The following is a 21,112-nucleotide window of genomic DNA, read 5'->3' as shown; positions in this document are numbered from 1 at the left end:
CCAAGCTCGCCGGCGGCGTCCACCGTCTCGACGGCCAGCTCATGGTCGTCCTCGACGTCGATCGCGTTCTCGAGCTCAAGACCGAAGTGCAGATGGCTGCCTGAACTTTCACGAAAGACATTTTAGCCGGAGATCCAAGATGAAGACCTGTTTGGTGGTTGACGATTCCAGCATCGTTCGCAAGGTCGCGCGTCGCATCGTCGAAGCGCTGGGCTTCCAAGTCATTGAAGCCGAAGACGGCGTCGAGGCGCTGGTCCATTGCAAGAAGGCCATGCCGGAGGCCATCCTGCTCGACTGGAACATGCCCGTCATGGACGGCTTCCAGTTCCTGGGCACGCTGCGCCGGATGCCGGGCGGCGACGAGCCCAAGGTGGTGTTCTGCACCACCGAGAACGGCATCGATCACATCACCAAGGCAATGGGCGGCGGTGCCAACGAATACATCATGAAGCCGTTCGACAAGGAAATCGTTTTGGCGAAGTTCCAGGAAGTCGGATTGGTCGCGCGCGAAGAAGAGACAGCGGCCTGAAAATACACCTGTTAGTAGCGTCAAGAGGTATCCTGTGAACTCGCCCGACTACGAGTATCTGCGTAAGCTGCTGAAGGAGCGCTCGGGTCTCGACCTGTCCGCCGACAAGCAATATCTGATCGAGAGCCGCCTGCTGCCGCTGGCACGCAAAGCCGGGCTGTCCGATATCCCCGAACTGGTGCAGAAGCTGCAAGCCGGCTCGAGCGCGCTGATTACCAGCGTGGTCGAAGCCATGACCACGAACGAGACCTTCTTCTTCCGCGACAAGGTCCCGTTCGACCATTTCCGCGACACCATCATGCAGGACATCATCAAGGCCCGCGCCGGCCGCCGCAGCGTGCGGATCTGGTGCGCCGCCGGCTCGACCGGGCAGGAGCCGTATTCGCTGGCGATGACCCTGAAGGAGATGGGCGCGGCCCTCACCGGATGGCGCATCGAGATCATAGCGACCGACCTCTCGCAGGAAGTGCTGGAGAAAGCCAAGGCCGGCGTCTACAGCCAGTTCGAGGTGCAGCGCGGTCTGCCGATCCAGATGCTGATGAAATATTTCAAGCAGACTGGCGAAACCTGGCAGATCAACCCCGAGCTGCGGGCGATGATCCAGCACCGGCAGCTCAATCTGCTGCAGGACTTCTCGCACCTCGGCACGTTCGACGTCATCTTCTGCCGCAACGTGCTGATCTATTTCGACCAGGAAACCAAGATCAATATCTTCAACCGCCTTGCCCGCCAGATCGAGCCCGACGGCTTCCTGGTGCTCGGTGCGGCGGAGACCGTGGTCGGACTGACCGATACGTTCAGGCCGATTGCCGATCGCCGCGGCCTCTACAAGCCGAACGATCCACGTGCGGCTGCGGCCAAGCCGGCCGATGCTGCCGCAGCGCCGCGCATGGCCATGGCAGGACGATAGGCATGGCCGAGGACGGCAAGGGCGTCGAGCGCGTCACGTTCAGTCGGGGCTACGATGTCTGCATCATGGCCATCGACGGCACGTGGCGGCGCGACTGTACGCTCAATGCGATTTCCGATACCGATGCCATACTGACGGTGGAGGGCTCGATCCAGGGGTTGAACCTGAAGGAGTTCTTCCTGCTGCTCTCGTCCACCGGCCTTGCCTATCGCCGCTGCGAGCTGGTGCGGGTCAACGGCGCCGAGATGGACATCCAGTTCCTGCGTGGCAAGAACCGCAAGAAGCGCGGCGCCGCCGGCGGCCACGACGCGGTGGTATGATCGCCCGCACATTGTGCGACGCGTTCCCAACGCATTGCTTCACATTTTCTGAAAACATCCGAGCGAATTGGCGGGCCTGGCTTTACGCCACTTAAGCGCGCGCCGTGTAGCCATTGCAGGTCGCAATTTCAGGGGCCGTCCATGCCAAGAAGCTCTCTCTCTCCCGTTTCGTCAAACTTGCCCGACGTCGCCGAGCGGCGCGCGCTTCAGCTCCTGGTGGTCGATGACGACGCCACGCAGCGCAGCCTGATCACGGTCGCCGCCAAGCAGGCCGGCCATGAAGTGGCCGTTGCGCCGTCGGTTGCCGAAGCGATCGAAAAGCTGCGCGGTGCGCGTTTCGACTGCGTGACGCTCGATCTCGTGCTGGAGGATGGCGACGGCATCGACGTGCTGCGCGAGATGGCGGCGGCGAAATTCACGGGCTCGGTGATCGTGATCAGCGGCATGGACGGCAAGCGCCGCAGTGCCGCCCGCAGCTTCGCCCGCTCTGTGGGCATCGAGCTTCAGAGCCTGCCGAAGCCGCTGGATCTCGCGGCACTACGCATCAGCCTCGCCAATCTCGGCAAGACCGCGATGGGCCTGCCGACGATCCATACCTGGGGTGGCGTCGCCGCCGACGCGATCGTGGAGCGGCACCGCGCCTGAGGCGCGGTGCTGTCATGCGGTCGCACGGCTGATCGGCCGCACCGATCGCGGTCTAGACTGGATTGCCGGATTCCGACAGATCTTGCAGGGCCCGGTCGAGCTCGGCCCGGCAGGAGTTCAGGGCGGCGCTCGTCGTGGCATAACGGGGCGTGACGTCGTCAAGCACGACGATCTCTGTGGAACCCAAGCCGGAGCTCGAGATAGCGCCATCGCCGTCCGGCTGCATGGCGGCGTCGACCAGACGCATGCTGATCTCGATGCGCGCGATCAGGGAGCGAAGTTCGGCTGCGATCAACTGACGGCTGTCGGTTTCAGCCATCGCGGCGAGCGGGGGTGTGCCTGCGTAATTTAGCATGGATATTCTCCGTCTCCCGCAATAAGGCACTTCAGCGCTACTTGTGCGTTAAGTTCATGTCCCGTACAAATGCGGGTGGGCCGAATCTGCGCCGCAAGTCATAAACGTTAGGCGCGGACACGAGTCCTTGAATGCCGGCGTGGCTTGGCGAATGGACATGGCACATGGTCGAACAAACCTCCCGTGGTGAGATCTTCGTCGTCGATGACGATCCTGCTGTTCGCGACACCCTATCGATGGTGTTGAAGGCAGCCGGTTATGAGGTGATCTGTTTTGCCGACGGCGCAGCACTGCTTTCCGTCGCGCGAAGCCGTACACCGGCTGCGATCCTGCTCGACGTGCATATCCCCGGGAAGTCGGGTCTAGACATTCTGAAGGAGCTGCATGGCGAGGACTATCCGGCTCCGATCTTCATGATTTCCGGGCAGGGCGACATCACGATGGCGGTGGGTGCCATCAAGAGCGGTGCGCTGGATTTCATCGAGAAGCCGTTCCGCGGCAGCGAGATCGTCGGCCGGCTGGACGATGCGATCGGAGCTTATGCACGCAGGCAGGCAGAGAACGCGTCGCCGAAGTTCGGCTCACTGCATTTCCCGGGGCGCGAGCCGCTGACCCGCCGGGAGCGCGAGGTGCTCGAGCAATTTGCTGCCGGTGCCTCGAACAAGGAAGCCGGCCGCACGCTCGGCATCAGCCCTCGGACCATCGAGGATCATCGGGCCAACATCATGAAGAAGCTCGGCGCCCGTAATGCCGCCGATCTGATCCGCATCGTGATGACCGCGGCCCAGCGCGCGTCGTAAAATGGTCCGGTGCCCCGGACACGGCGCATCATGAATGATGCGCCGCTGCGCCGGGCCCATCTCTCCAACTCCGCTGCCGTCAGTTTTGAGTCCCGGCTCTGCGTCGCAGCGTTGCGCGCCGCGTCTTGTCCGGGACACCCGATCGCGCCTTACGCCTGCAGCGCCTTGCGGATGATCCGCGCCAGGTCGGATTTGCGATAGGGCTTCGCCAGTAGCAGCACGCCTGAATCCAGCCGGCCGTGGTGGATGATCGCGTTCTCGGTATAGCCTGAGGTGTAGACCACCTTGAGGTCTGGCCGCGTCTTCTGCACCTCGTCGGCGAGCTGCCGTCCATTCATCTTGCCCGGCATGATCACGTCGGTGAACAGCAGGTCGAACGGCGTGCTGCTGGCGACGATCGCGAGCGCTTCCGCGGCATTGGCGGCCTGCAGGGTCACGTAGCCGAGCGAATGCAGCTGTGCCAGCACGTATTCCCGCACCAGCCGGTCGTCCTCGACCACGAGGATGGTTTCGTGGCCACCCTCGATCGATGCCGACATCACGCCATCGGCCGCAGCCGTCGGCGTCTTGCCCGGCGGCAGGTACATCTTGATCGTGGTGCCGTGGCCCTCCTCGCTGTAGATCTTGATGTGGCCGGCGGACTGCTTGATGAAGCCGTAGACCATCGAGAGGCCGAGGCCGGTGCCCTTGCCCGGACCTTTCGAGGTGAAGAAGGGATCGAATACGCGCGCCAGCATGTGGGACGGAATGCCGGCGCCGGTGTCGCTCACTGCGATCAGCACGTAATGACCGGGCGAGACATCGTTGGAGCTGGCATAGACCTCGTCGAGATAGGCGGCACCGGTCTCCATGATCAGCTTGCCACCGCCGGGCATCGCGTCACGCGCGTTGAGCGCGAGGTTGAGGATCGCGGTGGTGAGCTGATTGGGATCGACCACCGCGACGCAGCTCTCGTCCTCGAACACGGATTCGATCTGGATCTGTTCGCCGAGCGTCGGCCGCAGCAGCTTTGCCGTGTCGATGATCAGCGAGTTGATGTCGATCTCGCGCGGTTGCAGCGGCTGCTTGCGAGCGAAGGCGAGCAGGTGCTGGGTCAGCTCGGCGCCGCGCCCGGCCGCCTCGTCGATCATTTTCGTGATCGCGGCAAGGCCGGGATCCTTGGCCACGGCATCGGCCAGGATTTCGATCGTCCCCGTGATGACGGTGAGGATGTTGTTGAAATCGTGCGCCACGCCGCCGGTGAGCTGGCCGACCGCCTCCATCTTTTCGGCATGGCGGATGCGTTCCTCGGCGGTGATCTTCGCCGTGAGGTCGCGGTAGAAGACGTTGAAGACCAGGCCCTGGCGGTGCTTGAGCCACGTGGTGCTCTGCTCAGCCATGAATTCCGTGCCGTCGCGGCGGATGAACATCATTTCACGTCGGCTTTGAATCGATGGGCGGCCGCTATGGATACCAAGAAAATCCGAGAGATCCGCCCTTTGCTTCTCTCGTTCTCGCGGGGCGACGATCAAGTCGATCGAGCTCTTGCCCAGTGCCTCGTCGCGGCTCCAGCCGAACAGCTCTTCGGCCCGCGAACTCCAGTTGACAATGATGCCACGCTCGTCGACCTGAATGAAGGCATCGAGCGCAGTCTCGATGATGTTGCGCGCAAGTTGCTCGCTGTCGCGCAAGGCCTCTGCGGCCTGCCTCGCTTCGGTCATGTCGCGACCGACGAAGAAGAAGCGCTTGGCCTTGTCCGACCAGTTGCCGAGCCAGGACAGCCAGACCGCGCGGCCGTCCTTGCGGATGCAGCGCGTATCGGCAAGCTTCGGATGCCCGCCGCGCCTGAGTTCGCGCATCTCCCGACGCGAATTCTCGAGGTGGTCAGGGTGGATGAAATCGACGCCGCTGCGTCCGATCATTTCCTCCGGCTTGTAGCCGAGCACGGCCTCGCTGCTCGGGCTGATCTGGACCAGGTGACCGCGCGAATCCATGATCATGATCAGGTCTTCGGAGGTATCGAACAGCTGCCGCCGCTCCTCCAGCTGCTGCTGCAGCGCGCGCTCGGTTCGTCGTGCATCGGTGAGGAGGCGTGCCGTGCCGGATGCGCCGATGATCTTGCCTGCGGTGTCCCGGATTGGCGACAGACTCACCGAAATCTCGACCGGAGTGCCATCCTTTCGGACGCGCACGGTTTCGAAATGCTCGATCCGATCACCCCGTGCGATCCGCTGCAGATAATTACTGCCCTCTTCGCTGCGATCGGCCGGCAGGAGCATCGAGGTCGGCTGTCCGACGGCCTCTTCGGCGGAATAGCCGTAAAGGCGTTCGGCCGCGGTGTTCCACCCGATGATGGTGCCGTCCAGCGTCTGCATGACGATCGAATCGTCGGAGGATTCGACCGCTGCGCTGAACAGGCGCTCGCGCACCGCGAGTTGATCGCGAGCGGCCTCGGTGCGCCGCCGCTCCTCGATCTCATACTCCAGCGCCGACGTCTTGGCCTTGGTCTCCTCGACCATGTGAGCGAAGGCGCGCGCGAGCATGCCGGTTTCACCCCCGGCGTCGACCGGGATCACCGCAGGCTTTCCGCTTCCGATTGCCTCGACCGCACGGGTCAACCGCCCGATCGGCCGGGTCAGCGACTGCGCCAGCAGCAGGGCAAGCGCGGCCGCGACCAGCACCGCGATGATGCCGATCGTCAGGCTCGTCTGCTCGATCGCAAAGGCCGGGGCCATGAAGACGGCGTAAGGCACGACACGGATGATGCCGACCCATTGTCCCTCGGCCAGGATCGCAGGCGCGATCGCGGTGCCGCTCGGCCTGCCGTCGCTTCCAGTCACGATCTGGGCGGCGCCTTGCGTCGATCCGGTGACGTTGGCGAAATGGGGGAAGTCGTCCTGCCAGCGTGTCGGTGCTCCCAGCTGTGTGCCGAACTCGCGGGTCCGATCCGGGTGCACGATGTAATCGCCGTTGCGGCCGACGACATAGACCTTTTCGCCGCGCCGGGTCGTGATGCGAATGCGGTCGAGCACCGGGCGCATGTCGATATTGATGACGACGATGCCGAACAACCGGTGATCGGCTCCGTATAGCGGTGCCGCGACGCGCAATGTCGGCACATGTGGCATCTGAATCACGCCGTTGTCGACGTTCAGATCGACCGGCGAGACATAGACCTGGTCTTCGGACAGCTTGCTTGCTTCCTGAAAGAAGAAGCGATCTTCCTTGTTTTGCAGGGCGTCGTCAGGAACGATTCGGACGGATCCTTCCGGGCCGGAGCGGTCGACGCGCAGATATTCGCTGCCGTCGGCTCCGATGACACGAAATTTGGCGTAAGTCGGGTTGGCCCCGACGAGGGCCGCGAGTTGCACCAGCAGCCGCTCCCGCCAGGTCTTCTCGGACACATGGTCGCTCGGATCGATGCCGTTGTTGAAATGAGCGTCGATCAAGCCGCGCACGGCGGCGCGGGAATGGAATGTCGCAATATCGGCGCGCGCACCGCTGGTCTGGGCTTCGAGTTGGGAGGCCAGCAGCCCCGATTGGGTCTCGATACGGTCGAGCACGCGTGGCAGGAACGCCCGCTCCAGAGTGTAATGACTGAGCCACCCGACCGCGGCGACAGCAACCGCGACCAGCAGAATCATCGCGATGGCCAGTCGGGTTGCGAGCTTCATGTCGGACTTCGTGCGGCGTCGAGAATGGACCCGAATGTTCTACGCGACATCGGTGCCCCCGTCATCGGCTGCCGGAATCGGCATCGATGTGTGGCGGAGATGATGGCTGCGCCGCGGTCAGGCAGCGGTCGACCGCCGCCAGCAGCGCGTCGGCCCGGAATGGCTTCTGCAAGCTCGCGACCGCCCCCAGCTTGGTCGCCATTTTCAGGAAATCCGGCTCGGCATAGGTGTCCGGTGTGATCGAGCGGCCCGAAATGACGATGATCGGCATCGCCGGCCGCTGTACCCGGACGTGACGCATCGTCTCCAGTCCGTCCATGCCCGGCATGTAGATGTCGAGGAACAGCAGGTCGAACGCGCTGGCCTCGGACAAAGCGAGCCCCTTGCGGCCGTCGCCGGCCACCGTCACGCGGTGACCCGCCCGCTCGAGCAGCAGCCGGATCGTCGACTGAACGGCCGGGTCGTCATCCACGATCAGGATGTTGGCCACGTCTGAAACCCTCCGGGGTCTGAGGAGCTGCCCCCGACCGCCCAAATCGAAGCAACAGTACGAAATGTTGCGCGGATTGTGCCTGTCCTGCAAGCACTTCGGAACCGCCCGCCATGACCGGCCCGATATTGCGGCGCACCTTGGTGTATGCACGCCTGCGTGCATACCAGAGATCCATCCCGCCAATGACCCGGTGCCTTGCGAGGGGCGGACACCCTGTGGGAAGAGCAGGGCGGATTCCCTGACGGACGAGGATCATGACCAGGAAGAAAACACCCGACCAGCTCCGCAGTGCACGCTGGTTCGCACCCGACGATCTCCGCTCGTTCGGCCACCGCTCCCGCGCCATGCAGATGGGCTACGCCCCGGAGGAGTGGAAGGACCGGCCGTGCATCGCGATCATCAACACCTGGTCGGAGGCGCAGCCCTGCCACATGCACTTCAAGTCGCGCGTCGACGACGTCAAGCGCGGCATCCTGATGGCCGGTGGCTTGCCGGTCGAATTGCCGGCCTTGTCGCTCTCGGAATCGCTGCTGAAGCCGACGACCATGCTCTATCGCAATCTCCTCGCGATGGAAGCCGAGGAGCTGCTCCGCAGCCATCCCGTCGACGGCGTGGTGCTGATGGGCGGCTGCGACAAGACCACGCCGGCGCTGCTGTTGGGCGCGACCTCGATGAACATCCCGGCGATCTATCTGCCGGCGGGCCCGATGCTGCGCGGCAACTGGAAGGGCAAGACGCTCGGCTCCGGCTCCGACGGCTGGAAATATTGGGACGAGCGCCGCGCCGGCAAAATCTCCGACAAGGACTGGCTCGATATCGAGGCCGGCATCGCGCGCAGCTACGGCACCTGCATGACCATGGGCACGGCCTCGACCATGACCGCGATCGCCGAGGCGATCGGCATGTCGCTGCCTGGAGCCTCCTCGATTCCCGCGGCGGACGCCAATCACATCCGCATGGCATCCGAATGCGGCCGCCGCATCGTCGAGATGGTGTGGGAGGATCTGACGCCGAAGACGATCCAGACCCGGAAAGCTTTCGAGAACGCGATTGCGGTGGCGATGGCGATGGGCTGCTCCACCAATGCGATCATCCATTTGATCGCCCAGGCCCGCCGGGCCGGACAGGATATCGGTCTGGACGATTTCGAGATCGCGAGCCGCAAGGTGCCCGTGATCGCCAATGTCCGTCCAAGCGGCGATGCCTATTTGATGGAGGATTTCTTCTATGCCGGCGGCCTGCCGGCGCTGATGGGACAGATCAAGCCGCATCTGCACCTCGATTGTATCACCGTGAGCGGCAAGACTCTCGGCGAGAACATCGACGGGGCCGAGGTGCACAATGCCGATGTCATCCGCGGCGTCGACAATCCCATCTACAAGGAAGGCGCGCTTGCCGTGCTCAAGGGCAACCTCGCGCCCGACGGCTGCGTGATCAAGCCCTCCGCTTGCGCGGCGCGCTTCCTCAGGCACACCGGCCCTGCGCTGGTGTTCGACGACTATCCTTCGATGAAGAAGGCGGTCGACGATCCCGACCTCGATGTCACCGAAGACCACGTCCTGATCCTGCGCAATGCAGGGCCGCAGGGCGGACCGGGCATGCCGGAATGGGGCATGCTGCCGATCCCGACCAAGCTGGTGAAGCAGGGCGTGCGCGACATGGTGCGCATCTCGGATGCACGCATGAGCGGCACCAGCTACGGCGCCTGCATCCTGCATGTTTCGCCGGAATCCTATATCGGCGGCCCGCTGGCGCTGGTGCGGAACGGTGACCGCATCACGCTCGACGTCGCCGCGCGTACCATCAACCTCGACGTATCAGAGGCCGAGCTGGAGAAGCGCCGCGCCGCCTGGAAGCAGCCCGAGCGGCGCTTCGAGCGCGGCTATGGCTGGATGTTCACCAAGCACATCAAGCAGGCCAATGACGGCTGCGACTTCGACTTCCTCGAGACCGATTTCGGCGCGCCGGTCGGCGAGCCTTCGATTTACTGACTGTCGTTCCGGGGCGCGCATAGCGCGAACCCGGAACCCATTGTTCCACAGCGCTTGCGGCCGGATGGATTCCGGGCTCGCGCTGCGCGCGCCCCGGAATGACAAGAGAGAACCCGATGTCCAAACTCAGCGAAGCCACCCGCACCAAGCTCAAATCCGTCTCGACCGCCACTGTCGCCACCGCGCTGTTCAAGCGCGGCCTGCGCATCCAGATGATTCAGGATGTGCATCCCGTCGGTGCGGATCAGCCGACCATGGTCGGCGAGGCCTTCACGCTGCGCTACATGCCGGCACGCGAGGATCTCAACACCATCGACGTGTTCAAGGACCGCTCCCACCCGCAGCGCAAGGCAGTCGAGGATTGCCCGGCGGGCAGCGTGCTGGTGATGGACAGCCGCAAGGACGCGCGCGCGGCCTCGGCCGGCGCGATCCTGGTGACGCGATTGATGAAGCGCGGCGTCGCGGGCGTCGTCACGGATGGCGGTTTTCGCGATTCCGCCGAAATTGCAAAACTCGGCATCCCCGCCTATCACCATCGCCCGTCAGCGCCGACCAATCTCACGCTGCATCAGGCGATCGAGATCAACGTTCCCATCGGCTGCGGCGATGCGCCGGTGTTTCCCGGCGACGTCATCCTCGGCGATGCCGATGGCGTCATCGTGATCCCGGCCCATCTTGCCGACGAGATCGCCAACGAAACCGTCGAGATGACGGCTTTCGAGGATTTCGTCTCCGAGGAAGTCGGCAAGGGCCGCGGCATCTTCGGGCTTTATCCGGCGACCGATCCGCAGACGGCGATCGATTTCGCGGAGTGGCGGAAGAAGAACGGGCGGTAGTCTCTTCGCCTCTCCCCGCGTGCGGGTGAGGGGGACTCTCCGCGAGTCCGTCTGTCACCGTGATTGCGGAGACTCCCCCTCACCCCGACCCTCTCCCCGCAAGCCGGGAGAGGGAGAACCTTAAGCCTCCGCCATCCCCGCCGCCCACAGCGCGAACGCATAGACGATCGCGACTTCATCCAGCCGGTCAAACCGGCCGGACGCGCCGCCATGGCCCGCGCCCATGTTGGTGCGCAAGAGGACCGGACCGCCGCCGGTCATGGTGGCACGCAGGCGAGCGATCCATTTGGCGGGCTCCCAGTAAGTGACTCGAGGATCAGTAAGCCCGCCCATTGCCAAAATCGCCGGATAGTCTTTCGCCGCAACATTGTCGTAGGGCGAGTAGGACAGGATGGTGCGGAAATCCCTTTCGCTCTCGATCGGATTGCCCCATTCGGGCCATTCCGGCGGCGTCAGCGGCAGCGTGTCGTCGAGCATGGTGTTGAGCACGTCGACGAACGGCACCTCCGCGACGATGCCGGCGAACAATTCGCCGGCGCGGTTCGCCACCGCGCCCATCAGCATGCCGCCCGCCGAGCCGCCATGGCCGACGATGCGCTTGGCGCTGGTGTACTTCGCATCGATCAGCGCACGGGCGCTTGCGGCGAAATCGTCGAACGAGTTCGTCTTCTTCTCGCGCTTGCTGTCGAGATACCAGCCCCAGCCTTTGTCGGCGCCGCCGCGGATATGGGCGATGGCGTAGACGAAGCCGCGATCGACCAGCGACAGGCGATTGGTATTGAACGAGGCCGGCATCGCCATGCCGTAAGAGCCGTAACCGTAGAGCAGCAGCGGCGCCGCGCCATCGAGCGCGAGACCGCGACGATACAGGATCGAGACCGGCACCTCGGCGCCATCCTGCGCCTTCGCCATGATGCGCGTGGTGACGTAGTCGGCAGGGTTGTGGCCGGACGGAATTTCCTGGCGCTTGCGAAGCACGCGCGTCCGCTTCGCCATGTCATAGTCATAGACCTCGGACGGCGTCGTCATCGACGAATAGGCAAAGCGCAAATTCGTGGTGTCGAATTCGTACGAACCCATCGTGTCGAGCGAATAGGCGGCCTCGTCGAAGGCGATGGCGTGCTCCTCTCCGCCGGCGAGATCGCGGATCACGATCGCGGGCAGCGCGTTGGCGCGCTCGAGCCGCACCAGATGACCGGCGTAGAGATCGAGGTCGATGATGTAGATGCCGGGACGATACGGAATCAGGTCGCGCCAGTTCTGGCGCTCGGGCGAGCCGAGCGGCGCCGTGACGATCTTGAAGTCGATGGCGTCATCGGCATTGGTGAGGATGAACAGCTCATCGCCGCGATCGGCGAGCGAATATTGAATGCCCTCTTCGCGGGCTGCGACGAGCCGCGGCGGCGCCTCCGGATTGGAAAGATCGATCAGTCGCTGCTCCGACGTCTCGTGGTCGCCGCCGGCGATCACGCAGAAGCGGCCGCTGGTGCTTTCGTGCAGATGGGTGAACCAGCCCGGATCCTGCTCCTCATAGACGAGCGTGTCGTCGGCCTGGACGGTGCCGAGCCTGTGCCGCCATACCTGCATCGGACGATGATTGTCGTCGAGCTTCACATAGAAGAAGGACTTTGCGTCCTTGCTCCAGACCACGCCGCCATCGGTCTCCTCGACGAGGTCGTCGAGATCCTTGCCGCTCGCCCAGTCGCGGACGCGGATCGTGAAATACTCCGAGCCCTTGGTGTCGGCGCTCCAGGCCTGCAGCTTGTGATCGTCCGAGTGACGGCTGCCGCCGAACTTGAAATATTTGTGGTCCTTTGCCAGTGCATCGCCGTCGAGCACGATATGCTCGGCGCCACCACCACGCGGCATGCGACCGAACAGCTCGTGCTGCCCGCCCTCGCGAAATCTGCGGAAATAGGCGAACGGTCCGTCCGGCGACGGCACGCTGGAATCGTCCTCCTTGATGCGTCCACGCATCTCGCGCACCAGCGTCTTCTGCAGGCTTGCGGTATGGCCGAGCAGGCTCTCGGTGTAGCCGTTCTCCTCATCCAGATATTTGCGGATATCAGGGTCGAGTACGTTGGGGTCGCGCAGCACCTCCTGCCATTTCGCATCCTTCAGCCAGGCATAATCGTCGGTTACGGTGATGCCGTGGTGGGTGAAGGTGTGCGGCCGCCGCGGGGCGACGGGGGGCTGGGCGGGTGTCTTGGCCTGGGTCACTCGATCCTCATTCGTATTCGCAATGTCGCTTGCTCTTCGCCTCTCCCCGCTTGCGGGGAGAGGGGGAAGATGGGTCCCGCCTTATATCGTCCCGATTCCGCGAATTGCCAGCGCGACTCCTTCAAGCCGCCGGGTTGTTGATCGGCCCCTTCTATGCTTTAGGGGCGATCATCCCGCCGCCGACGGTCCAGCCTGATGCTGTTCAACTCCTACCCGTTCATCCTGCTGTTCCTGCCGGTCGTGCTGACCGGCTATTTCTGGCTCGGGCGGCGCGGCAATCTTGCCCCGGTGATCTGGCTGGCACTGGCCTCGATCACCTTCTATGCGATCGGCAATTGGCAGTTCGTGGCCCTGTTGCTGATCTCGATCGCCTTCAACTACGGTATTGGCCATCTCCTCATCGCGGCCAAGCTTGGCCCCTCACGGCGCAAAGCCGCGCTCGCTCTTGGTGTCGTGGGCGATCTCCTCGCGCTCGGCATTTTCAAATATGCCGGCTTCGTGACCGAGACGATCAACGCGCTGGCTGGAACGCATGTTGCGATCCACATCCTGCTCCCGGTCGGCATATCGTTCTACACCTTCACCCAGATTGCGTTCCTGGTCGATGCCTATCGCGGCCAGGTCGCGGCCTACGCGCTGCCGCATTACGCGCTGTTCGTGACCTATTTTCCGCACCTGATCGCGGGACCGATCCTCCACCACAAGGACATGATCCCGCAATTCGAGCGGGAACAAACAAAACATCCCGACGCGCATCTGATCCTGTGCGGTGTCATCATTTTCGCGATCGGGCTGTTCAAGAAGACCTGCCTTGCGGATGGAATCCAGCCGCTGGTCGCGCTCGCCTTCGAGGCGCGCTCGCCGAGTTTCGACCAGGCCTGGCTGGGTGCACTCGCCTACACGTTTCAGCTCTATTTCGACTTTTCCGGCTATTCCGACATGGCGATCGGCATATCGTTGATGTTCGGCATCTTCCTGCCTGTGAATTTCAACTCGCCCTACAAGGCGACCAGCATCGTCGAATTCTGGCGCCGCTGGCACATGACCTTGTCGCAGTTCTTGCGCGACTATCTCTACATCCCGCTCGGGGGCAACAGGCACGGCCGCGTGCTGCGCTATGTCAATCTGATGATCACGATGCTGCTCGGCGGGCTCTGGCACGGCGCGGCCTGGACGTTTGTCGCGTGGGGCGCGCTGCACGGCGCCTATCTCTGCATCAACCATGCGTTCAATGCGCTGGTGCCCGACGCTCCGCCGTTGATTGCGCGTCCAGTCCGTATCGCCGGGGCCGTACTGACGTTCCTTGCCGTCGTCATCGCCTGGGTGTTCTTCCGCGCTGTGAGCGTCGCATGGGCGCTGCGGGTTCTTCACGCGATGGCTGATCCGTCAAACATCGTGTTCGGCCGCGAGGAGATTGCGGCACTGGTGCTGATCGCGATCTACGCGGCGTTGGTGTGGCTGGCGCCGAACACGCAAGCCATCATGGGATATGATCACGGCGACCGCCGGGTCGGCGAAGCCTTGCGGGCGGGACGCTTGCGGCCGCTGATGCTCTATGGCGCGTCGCTGGTGCTCGCATCAGGCATTCTGGGCATCCAGAGCCACAGCGAGTTCATCTATTTCCGGTTCTGATGCGCAGCAATCTCGCAGATCTGGGGCGTCTTTTGGTTGCGACCATCCTCTGCGTGATGGGCGCGGCTTTGCTGACCTATCTCGTCGACCCCCTGCAATTGTTCCGCCCGTCGCGCCTTGGCGCCTTCTACTCGGACGACACCCGCGTGCAGAATGCCGGGCTGATCCATAGCCAGTCATTCGACACCGCCTTCATGGGCACCTCGCTCGCGATCCATTTCCGCCAGAGCGACATCGACCGCGTGCTCGGCGTGCATTCGCTCAAGCTGGCGATGACCGGCTCCAATTCGCGCCAGCAGACTTTTGTGCTGGAGCAGGCGATCGATCGCGGCGCCCGCAGGGTGATCTGGGAGATGGACGATTTCATCTTCGTCGATGCGGCCGACATCGAAGTTGATCCTTATCTGTCAACGGACCTCTATCGCCGGACGGCCAAAGGCATCGCGTCCTATCTGTTCAGCGCGGCGATGGCCAAGGAATCGCTCTTCACGCTGCTGCGGTCGGTCCCGCCGATGCGACAGCCGTTGACTCAGGCGGCGCCGTATCTTCCGGTCAAATTCGCGCTGGCCGATGTCGACGACATCTACGCTCTGCCGCGGGATTTCGACATTGCGCGTGACTACAACGCGAGCAAGGCGCTTGCGTCCTTTGCCTACATCACGGCGCCTTCGCGCAGCCGCTTTCTCGGCGAAGGTTATGGCTACGAAACCATGATCAGGCATTTCGAGCAGGACGCCGTCGGTCTGATCGCGCGCCATCCGGACGTGACGTTCGACATCTACTTCCCGCCCTATTCGATCCTGCAATTCGTCGCGATGCGCGATGCCTCACCCGAGACGCTGAGGATCGTCATGGATCTCACGGCGCATATCGCGCAGCGCCTGGCGCGGCTCCCCAACGTACGCCTGCATGATTTTCGCGCGATCAAGGCGGTGACGCACGATCTGAGCAATTACGGCGACGTCATCCACCATTCGCCGCTCGTGGATGCGCAGGTGCTGCGGTGGCTGGCGAGTGGGGAATATCGCGTCGATCCGAACAAACCGCTCGCGTCGCTGAATGAGTTGAAGGCGCAGGTCGAAACGTATCGCGTGCCGCAGCCGTAGCCAAACATTCCGCCGTCGTCCCGGCGAAGGCCGGGACCCATAACCCCAGGGAGAAGTTTGGCGAAGACTCGCAGTAAAAAGGACTTTGGTACTGCGATCTCGCGTGATCGATGCATCACGCGGTATGGGTCCCGGCCTTCGCCGGGACGACATTGGTGATGGCGTTGCGCCTACACCGCCACCTGCTCGCCGAGATACGACACCGCCGCTTCGAGCCCGCCCTTGCCGTGCGGGATCTTCAATGCGTTGAGGCCGACCTCGATGACGCCGAGCGTGCCGAGCAGCATCGGCGCGTTGACATGGCCCATATGGGCGATGCGGAAGGCCTGGCCCGAGAGGTCGCCGATGCCGGTGCCGAGCACGACGCCGCACTTCTCCTTGCAGTAGCGTTGCAGCACCGCGGGATCGTGACCGGTGGTCATCGTCACCGTGGTCACGGTGTTGGAGCGCTCGTGCGGTTCGGCGACGTTGAAGCCGAGCACCTGGCCCTCCGTCCATGCGCCGACGGCGCGCCGCGTGGCTTCACCGAGCAGCGCGTGGCGGCGGAAGGCGTTCTCCAGGCCTTCCTCGTGAATGAGGTCGATGGCCTTGCGCAGCGCGAACAGCAGGTGCACCGGCGCGGTGCCGGCATATTTGCGATAATTCTCGGTGCCCTCGCGCTCGCGCCAGCTCCAATAGGGCGTCGCCATGTTCGCGGTCTTGTGGACGTCCTGCGCGCGCGCGCTGGCGGCCACGAAGCCAAGACCGGGCGGTGTCATCAGGCCCTTCTGCGAGCCGGACATCGCGACATCGACGCCCCATTTGTCCATCTCGAACGGCATGCAGCCAAGCGAGGCCACGGTGTCGACCATGTAGAGCGCGGGATGGCCGGCCGCCTTGATCGCCTTGCCGATCGCCTCGATGTCGTTCTGCACGCCGGAGGCGGTGTCGACCTGGACGACGACGACGGCCTTGATCTTGTGCTCGGTGTCGCGGCGCAATCGCTCCTCGACCTCATGCGGCCGCACCGCGCGGCGCCAGTCGCCCTTGAGCACCTCGACCTCGGCGCCCATCAAGGCTGCCGCATTGCCCCAGCCGATCGCGAAGCGGCCGCTCTCCAGCACCAGCACCTTGTCGCCGCGCGACAACACGTTGCTCAGTGCGGCTTCCCAGGCGCCGTGGCCGTTGGCGATATAGATGTAGGATTTGCCCTTGGTCGCGAACAGGTTCGAGATGTCGCGGAGTAGGCTTTCGGTCAGCTCGAGCATCTCCTTGGAGTAAATGTCGATCGCCGGACGATGCATCGCCTGCAGCACCGCGTCGGGCATCGTGGTGGGCCCGGGGATGGCCAGAAATTCCCGGCCCGCGCGAACGGTCATTGCTATCTTCCTTGTGTCGTGAAGACGTCTGGTGGGTTGCCGATCACACCTTCTACGCGGCGCCGGCGCCAGAGAAAAGCGCGCAAAACGCAGGTCTGGGGCGGCTTTTTGTTTTGAGCATGGTCTTGCCGGAAAACCGCCTCACACTTTGCGCCAACGCGGCCTTGCGGGGCCGGACCATGCTCTATCTCCTGGTCTCGCGGCAGCCGGCGGCCTCCGCCTCCTCGACCGAGCAGAACCAGCGGGTGCCCTTGCTGATCTTCATCTTGATCTGGGCGTACCAGCGGCTGGTCGGGGTGTGATAGATGCACTCGCCGGATGAGTTGACGTTGCCCTTGATGGTGCAGTCCGGCGAGGGGGCGACCGGCCCCGAGGCCGAGGCGAGTAGCACGGAATGGGCTCCCTCGGGCGGTTTCGCGGCGCCCAGGATGGTGGTTTTCTTGTTGCGCACGCGCCAATCCCAGGGCGCGATGAAGGCGCCCTGCCACATCCCGGCCTTTGCCTCGCGCGCGGCGGCTTCGTCCGCCTCGTAGTCTTTCGAGACGCGGACATAGGCCAGCGCCCAGCCGCTGCGCACCAGCCATTTCTGGATGTCCTCGCCGCCGACCTCGCAGCGCGCCACGGTGCGGCCGCGCCGGTCGATCGAACGGGCATGACAGACCCAGTTCTTGCCCTCGGTGTATTTGGCGAGCTCGTCGCGCGCGGCGACACCGCAGGTCCAACGCTCGCCCTTGGTGTTGAGGCAGAGCTGGTCGGCCGCCGGCGCGTCGATCCCGCCGAGCCGGATCCGCGTGGTGCCGATCAGGACGGAATCGCCATCGCGGACCTTCGCGGTGCCGGTGATGTCGGCCGCTTGCGCCAGCGAGGGCAAGCAGAGCAAAGACAGCGCAATCAGGAATTTTCGCAACATGCCGGTCCGCGTATGAGGAAAATCTCGATAGAGCCCGCAATTGTGATCCGCTTTGGGCTATCAGGCCAGCATATGCCTGATGGGAAGGCTTTCAACTTCCCGTCATTGCAGCGGGCGAGTTGTGAATGGGAAATGGCGAATAGGGACGCCATGAGCCCATTCGCTACTCGCCATTCACTATTCGCCTGCGTGCCAGCGCAAGCCCCATCAGCACGAACGCCGACGTCACCTCGGGACCGCCGACCAAAATCCGGGTCGGGGTTTTCATCTTGTTCCATTCATAGGCACGGAACGGTCCGCGGCGGCCACCTTCACCGACCGCGGCGACGATCACGTTCAGCGCCGGTGCGAAGGCGCGCGGATCGGCGCCGAGATGGCCGAGTGCGATCAACGCCAGCGCCGCATCGAACACGTTCATCTCGGCGGCCATCAGCTCGCCCTTGACATAGGAGAGCACGCGATGGCGGATGAAATCGAAATCGCCGTCGGGATCGATTGCGGCCTGCGCCGCCAGCGGCAGCGCCAGGAAGGCCGCATAGCAGCGGCCGAAATAGGCGCTGTAGAGCTCCGGCAGATAATAGATGTGCGAGCGCGGATTGGCGAAGGCACCGCTCGCCGCCAGCCGCTTCTGGAAGCCGATGATGCGATGCACGGTCGCAAGCCGCGACGGCGTCTCCAGGACTTTCCAGCGCGCCAAATTGCGAAAGCTCACCTCGAGAATGTCGAGATTGAGGGTGGGATCGAGATCGTTGCCGTAGGGCCGCTCGCCCCTAAGGTTGTCGATCCAGGTCGCGACGCCGCCCTCGTAGTCGATGAGGTCGTTCAGCGGCACCGTCACGCGCGGCTCGTTGATTCCGGCTTGCACCTGATAGCCCGAATAGAAATCCAGCAACGGCTGGTCGATGATCGGATCGGTGCAGCCGGCCTGCGTCGCAGCGGAGATCGAGCATGCGGTGGTGTCGCAGTCGGGCACGTAGACGCCGAAGCCGAGGTCCTGCTTGATCTGGGCGAAATAGCGCGAAAAGCGCGGATGCGGCGCGGGCGCGAGCGCGGTGATGACACTGAAGCGCGCACCATTGGTGCCCTCGACCTCCTCGCGGCTGATGTTGACGCAGAAATCGACCATGTTGGCGATGGCGCGTTCGGCCGCGGTCTTGTCTTCAGGCGAAGCGAGCCCGCTCTCGACATAGCTGAGCAGCGCCTCGATGAAGAACGCATCGTAATAGGCCGAGCGATGTCGGATCTGCACCGGCTCCCACATCGGCTCGGCGATCCCGCGCCAGGGCGGATTGACCACGGCGCGCGCGGGCGAACGCGCGATGAAGACGCGGGCGAGATTGAACAACAATGACGAGTTCTTGTAGCCGCGGGCATTCAACCCCGTGAGCGCCATGATCAACTCGCGCCCGCGAAAATCGGGATCGCCGATCAGATTGAAGGCGGCATAGGTCGGCAGGAAGCCGTTCTTGCTGTAGGAGCCGAGCAGATGCTGCGCGCAGTCGCGGATCACCCCGTCGATCTGCGCCTGCGGCGGAACCGAGCCGGTGAACATCGCCGGCGGCGGTTTGGGATGGTCGAGTGCGATGGTGTCGACGAGATCGGCGACGGGCCCGCCGATCGCGTTCCAGTCGGGCTCGGCATCGTCGCGGGCGCGGACCAGGGCCGCGCGCAGCCGGTTCAGCTTGGCGTCGTCCCGCAACTCGCTCAGGCCGGCACGTCGCAGCAGCACGCGCAGCGCGGGATTGCCGAGCGCGGTTTTGTAGAATTTCGCCAGATGCGGATCGCCGCTGGCAGAGCCCGACAATACGGGATCGCAGACGTCATAAAGAGAAGGGCCGTCTTTCCGGGCCGTCAGCGCCCGGCACGCGGCACCTGCAAAATAATGAAAGTTCATGAAATACCTGGTCGCGGGGGACTTTGTGCGGAGGCCTGGCTGGGGACCCGCCCCCGCAAGTCTTTGAAAAAGCTATCCGGATTCGCGAGAAATACAAATGTGACGGAGTCACAGAAAAACCCGGCACGGGATCTGCTTTATTTGGCCTCTGGAAGGCTACTTGGATACCAAAACCGGAGAGGTCCGGATCAGGTAATTAAGTAATATATTCAGTGGCTTATATCAAATTTTGGGCAATCTATTGCCGCGCACACCATATGCCGTTAAAGGTTTGTTTGGTGCGGTGCCGCAAATTGCGCGCAATTCGGGGGCACTCCCCGGCCAATCCCTCAAACCTAAAGCCGCCATCGCGCTACTCAACCTGTGTGCGCGCGCTTGGCAGGTCTTTGGCACTGACAGGAATGAAGCGAGATGAACCTAACGCAGCTCGACATTTCCAGGCGCTCGATTGCGCTCGCAGCAGCCCTCATCGGCACCGTGTCGCTGGCGATCGGCGCCCATGCCGCTTTCAACATGCGTGCGCTCGACGCTGCCAAGGCCGTTTCGACCGAACGGGTCACGGGCTCGGTGAGCCAGGCTTCGCGTGTCGCGCTCGTCATCGGCAATGGTCATTATCCCGACGCCAACGCGCCGCTGACGCAGTCGATCAACGACGCGCGCGCGCTGTCGTCCAGCTTGCGCAAGAACGGTTTTGACGTCGACATGGTGGAGGACGCCAGCAGGGACGACATGGTCCGCGCCGTCAACCGCCTGAAGTCCCGCATCAAGCACGACACCGTCGTCATGCTGTTCTTCGGCGGCTACGGCGTACAGGCCGGCCGCGAGAGCTACATGCTTCCGGTCGATGCCGTGATCTGGAAAGAAAGCGACGTCCGCCGCCAGGGCGTCTCGATCGAAGGCGTGCTCGAGATGATGAAGGAGCAGGGCGCAAAGGCCAAGCTGGTCGTCGTCGATGCGTCGCGCCGTAACCCTTACGAGCGCCGTTTCCGCTCTTATTCGCACGGTCTTGCGCCGATCGGCACGCCGGACAATGCGCTGATCCTCTCCTCGGCCTCGCCTGGCAAGGTCGTCGACGACGGCAAGGGCGAGCATTCGACCCTGGTCGGCGAGCTCCTCAACCATCTCAATGCGCAGGGGACCGCCGAGAGCGTCTTCAACAAGACCCGCGTCGCCATCTCCCGCGCCTCCGAAGGCGACCAGGTCCCGACGGTGTCCTCCTCGCTGCTCGAGGACGTCAATTTCGGCGAAGCCGGCGGTTAGTTCGCTCGGTTTGTAGGGTGGATTAGCCGAAGGCGTAATCCACCACGTCTCTCTCGTCAGCGCGGAAAGCAAAGAGGTGGGTTACGCCTAGCGGTTTGCGCTTCGCGCAATCCGCGGGGTTAACCCACCCTTGTATTAGCGCGATCGCTTATGATGGTGCCGTTCCGTGAGGAATGGCCCAGCCCGGGTGGCCGCCCGAG

The 21,112-nt window shown here is 63.6% G+C and carries 17 protein-coding genes and 1 pseudogene; 11 read left to right on the top strand and 7 right to left on the bottom strand.

The genetic code is table 11. From position 1 onward, the window contains the following. From JQ621_RS35700 to JQ621_RS34510, 5 genes and pseudogenes are all read left to right on the top strand, one after another. Positions 1–104: pseudogene (locus JQ621_RS35700) on the top strand (chemotaxis protein CheW); the annotation flags it as partial. 35 nt (positions 105–139) lie between these two features. Then, positions 140–529, top strand: coding sequence for a response regulator (locus JQ621_RS34525; RefSeq protein ID WP_188106496.1), 390 nt, complete (start codon positions 140–142; stop codon positions 527–529). 34 nt (positions 530–563) lie between these two features. Beyond that, complete coding sequence (locus tag JQ621_RS34520; protein ID WP_212241606.1) at positions 564–1,439, top strand: CheR family methyltransferase; 876 nt, start codon at positions 564–566, stop codon at positions 1,437–1,439. 2 nt (positions 1,440–1,441) lie between these two features. Continuing rightward, a complete protein-coding gene (locus JQ621_RS34515) occupies positions 1,442–1,759 on the top strand; it encodes a PilZ domain-containing protein (protein WP_212241605.1) in 318 nt (105 codons plus the stop codon). A 141-nt stretch (positions 1,760–1,900) separates the two neighbouring features. After that, on the top strand, positions 1,901–2,404 hold the full coding sequence (locus JQ621_RS34510) for a response regulator (RefSeq protein WP_212241604.1): 504 nt from the start codon (positions 1,901–1,903) through the stop codon (positions 2,402–2,404). A 52-nt stretch (positions 2,405–2,456) separates the two neighbouring features. Here JQ621_RS34510 and JQ621_RS34505 read toward each other — a convergent pair whose 3' ends face one another. Then, positions 2,457–2,759: a hypothetical protein gene (locus tag JQ621_RS34505; RefSeq protein WP_212241603.1), complete on the bottom strand. Its 303-nt coding sequence runs from the start codon at positions 2,757–2,759 to the stop codon at positions 2,457–2,459. Between the two features lie 164 nt (positions 2,760–2,923). Here JQ621_RS34505 and JQ621_RS34500 point away from each other — a divergent pair, with 164 nt between their 5' ends. After that, positions 2,924–3,559, top strand: a complete 636-nt coding sequence (locus JQ621_RS34500; RefSeq protein ID WP_212241601.1) for a response regulator transcription factor — start codon at positions 2,924–2,926, stop codon at positions 3,557–3,559. Positions 3,560–3,708: 149 nt separating this feature from the next. Here JQ621_RS34500 and JQ621_RS34495 read toward each other — a convergent pair whose 3' ends face one another. Both JQ621_RS34495 and JQ621_RS34490 read right to left on the bottom strand, forming a co-directional pair. Further along, positions 3,709–7,212 carry a PAS domain S-box protein gene (locus tag JQ621_RS34495; RefSeq protein ID WP_212241599.1) on the bottom strand — a complete coding sequence of 1,168 codons (3,504 nt, stop codon included), beginning with the start codon at positions 7,210–7,212 and terminating at the stop codon, positions 3,709–3,711. A gap of 61 nt (positions 7,213–7,273) precedes the next feature. Next, positions 7,274–7,702: a response regulator gene (locus JQ621_RS34490; RefSeq protein WP_212241597.1), complete on the bottom strand. Its 429-nt coding sequence runs from the start codon at positions 7,700–7,702 to the stop codon at positions 7,274–7,276. Positions 7,703–7,959: 257 nt separating this feature from the next. Here JQ621_RS34490 and araD point away from each other — a divergent pair, with 257 nt between their 5' ends. After that, a complete protein-coding gene (gene araD / locus JQ621_RS34485; protein ID WP_212241596.1) occupies positions 7,960–9,696 on the top strand; it encodes an L-arabinonate dehydratase in 1,737 nt (578 codons plus the stop codon). A gap of 116 nt (positions 9,697–9,812) precedes the next feature. Next, positions 9,813–10,532, top strand: coding sequence for a ribonuclease activity regulator RraA (locus tag JQ621_RS34480; RefSeq protein ID WP_212241595.1), 720 nt, complete (start codon positions 9,813–9,815; stop codon positions 10,530–10,532). A gap of 120 nt (positions 10,533–10,652) precedes the next feature. On the opposite strand, the gene JQ621_RS34475 is transcribed toward JQ621_RS34480, so the two are convergent. After that, positions 10,653–12,752, bottom strand: coding sequence for a S9 family peptidase (locus JQ621_RS34475; RefSeq protein WP_212241594.1), 2,100 nt, complete (start codon positions 12,750–12,752; stop codon positions 10,653–10,655). Positions 12,753–12,947: 195 nt separating this feature from the next. Here JQ621_RS34475 and JQ621_RS34470 point away from each other — a divergent pair, with 195 nt between their 5' ends. Beyond that, a complete protein-coding gene (locus tag JQ621_RS34470; RefSeq protein ID WP_212241593.1) occupies positions 12,948–14,384 on the top strand; it encodes an MBOAT family O-acyltransferase in 1,437 nt (478 codons plus the stop codon). Then, complete coding sequence (locus JQ621_RS34465) at positions 14,384–15,490, top strand: hypothetical protein (protein WP_212241592.1); 1,107 nt, start codon at positions 14,384–14,386, stop codon at positions 15,488–15,490. The genes JQ621_RS34470 and JQ621_RS34465 overlap by 1 nt, the downstream gene beginning before the upstream one ends. Before the next feature lie 170 nt (positions 15,491–15,660). Here the strand turns inward: JQ621_RS34465 and JQ621_RS34460 are convergent, their stop codons facing one another. From JQ621_RS34460 to JQ621_RS34450, 3 genes are all read right to left on the bottom strand, one after another. Continuing rightward, positions 15,661–16,848 (bottom strand): pyridoxal-phosphate-dependent aminotransferase family protein, encoded by a 1,188-nt coding sequence (locus JQ621_RS34460; RefSeq protein ID WP_212241590.1) that lies wholly within the window; start codon positions 16,846–16,848, stop codon positions 15,661–15,663. 184 nt (positions 16,849–17,032) lie between these two features. Further along, positions 17,033–17,758 carry a thermonuclease family protein gene (locus tag JQ621_RS34455; protein WP_212241588.1) on the bottom strand — a complete coding sequence of 242 codons (726 nt, stop codon included), beginning with the start codon at positions 17,756–17,758 and terminating at the stop codon, positions 17,033–17,035. Between the two features lie 163 nt (positions 17,759–17,921). Continuing rightward, complete coding sequence (locus JQ621_RS34450; RefSeq protein ID WP_212241586.1) at positions 17,922–19,652, bottom strand: hypothetical protein; 1,731 nt, start codon at positions 19,650–19,652, stop codon at positions 17,922–17,924. 411 nt (positions 19,653–20,063) lie between these two features. On the opposite strand from JQ621_RS34450, the gene JQ621_RS34445 reads away from it, so the two are divergent. Beyond that, entirely contained in the window at positions 20,064–20,912 is an 849-nt protein-coding gene (locus tag JQ621_RS34445) for a caspase family protein (RefSeq protein WP_212241584.1), read from the top strand. The last annotated feature ends 200 nt before the right edge of the window (positions 20,913–21,112 follow it).

The organism is Bradyrhizobium manausense (assembly GCF_018129685.1).
Classification (GTDB): Bacteria; Pseudomonadota; Alphaproteobacteria; order Rhizobiales; family Xanthobacteraceae; genus Bradyrhizobium; species Bradyrhizobium manausense_D.
Note: the sequence above shows the minus strand (reverse complement) of the source record. Positions and strands in the feature narration are given on the sequence as shown.

Excerpts from the sequence above, each read along its gene's own strand:
- JQ621_RS34525 (WP_188106496.1), top strand. The coding sequence starts at position 140 with ATGAAGACCTGTTTGGTGGTTGACGATTCCAGCATCGTTCGCAAGGTC.
- JQ621_RS34515 (WP_212241605.1), top strand. The coding sequence starts at position 1,442 with ATGGCCGAGGACGGCAAGGGCGTCGAGCGCGTCACGTTCAGTCGGGGC.
- JQ621_RS34510 (WP_212241604.1), top strand. The coding sequence starts at position 1,901 with ATGCCAAGAAGCTCTCTCTCTCCCGTTTCGTCAAACTTGCCCGACGTC.
- JQ621_RS34505 (WP_212241603.1), bottom strand. The coding sequence starts at position 2,759 with ATGCTAAATTACGCAGGCACACCCCCGCTCGCCGCGATGGCTGAAACC.
- JQ621_RS34500 (WP_212241601.1), top strand. The coding sequence starts at position 2,924 with ATGGTCGAACAAACCTCCCGTGGTGAGATCTTCGTCGTCGATGACGAT.
- JQ621_RS34495 (WP_212241599.1), bottom strand. The coding sequence starts at position 7,212 with ATGAAGCTCGCAACCCGACTGGCCATCGCGATGATTCTGCTGGTCGCG.
- araD (WP_212241596.1), top strand. The coding sequence starts at position 7,960 with ATGACCAGGAAGAAAACACCCGACCAGCTCCGCAGTGCACGCTGGTTC.
- JQ621_RS34480 (WP_212241595.1), top strand. The coding sequence starts at position 9,813 with ATGTCCAAACTCAGCGAAGCCACCCGCACCAAGCTCAAATCCGTCTCG.
- JQ621_RS34470 (WP_212241593.1), top strand. The coding sequence starts at position 12,948 with ATGCTGTTCAACTCCTACCCGTTCATCCTGCTGTTCCTGCCGGTCGTG.
- JQ621_RS34465 (WP_212241592.1), top strand. The coding sequence starts at position 14,384 with ATGCGCAGCAATCTCGCAGATCTGGGGCGTCTTTTGGTTGCGACCATC.
- JQ621_RS34460 (WP_212241590.1), bottom strand. The coding sequence starts at position 16,848 with ATGACCGTTCGCGCGGGCCGGGAATTTCTGGCCATCCCCGGGCCCACC.
- JQ621_RS34455 (WP_212241588.1), bottom strand. The coding sequence starts at position 17,758 with ATGTTGCGAAAATTCCTGATTGCGCTGTCTTTGCTCTGCTTGCCCTCG.
- JQ621_RS34450 (WP_212241586.1), bottom strand. The coding sequence starts at position 19,652 with ATGAACTTTCATTATTTTGCAGGTGCCGCGTGCCGGGCGCTGACGGCC.
- JQ621_RS34445 (WP_212241584.1), top strand. The coding sequence starts at position 20,064 with ATGAACCTAACGCAGCTCGACATTTCCAGGCGCTCGATTGCGCTCGCA.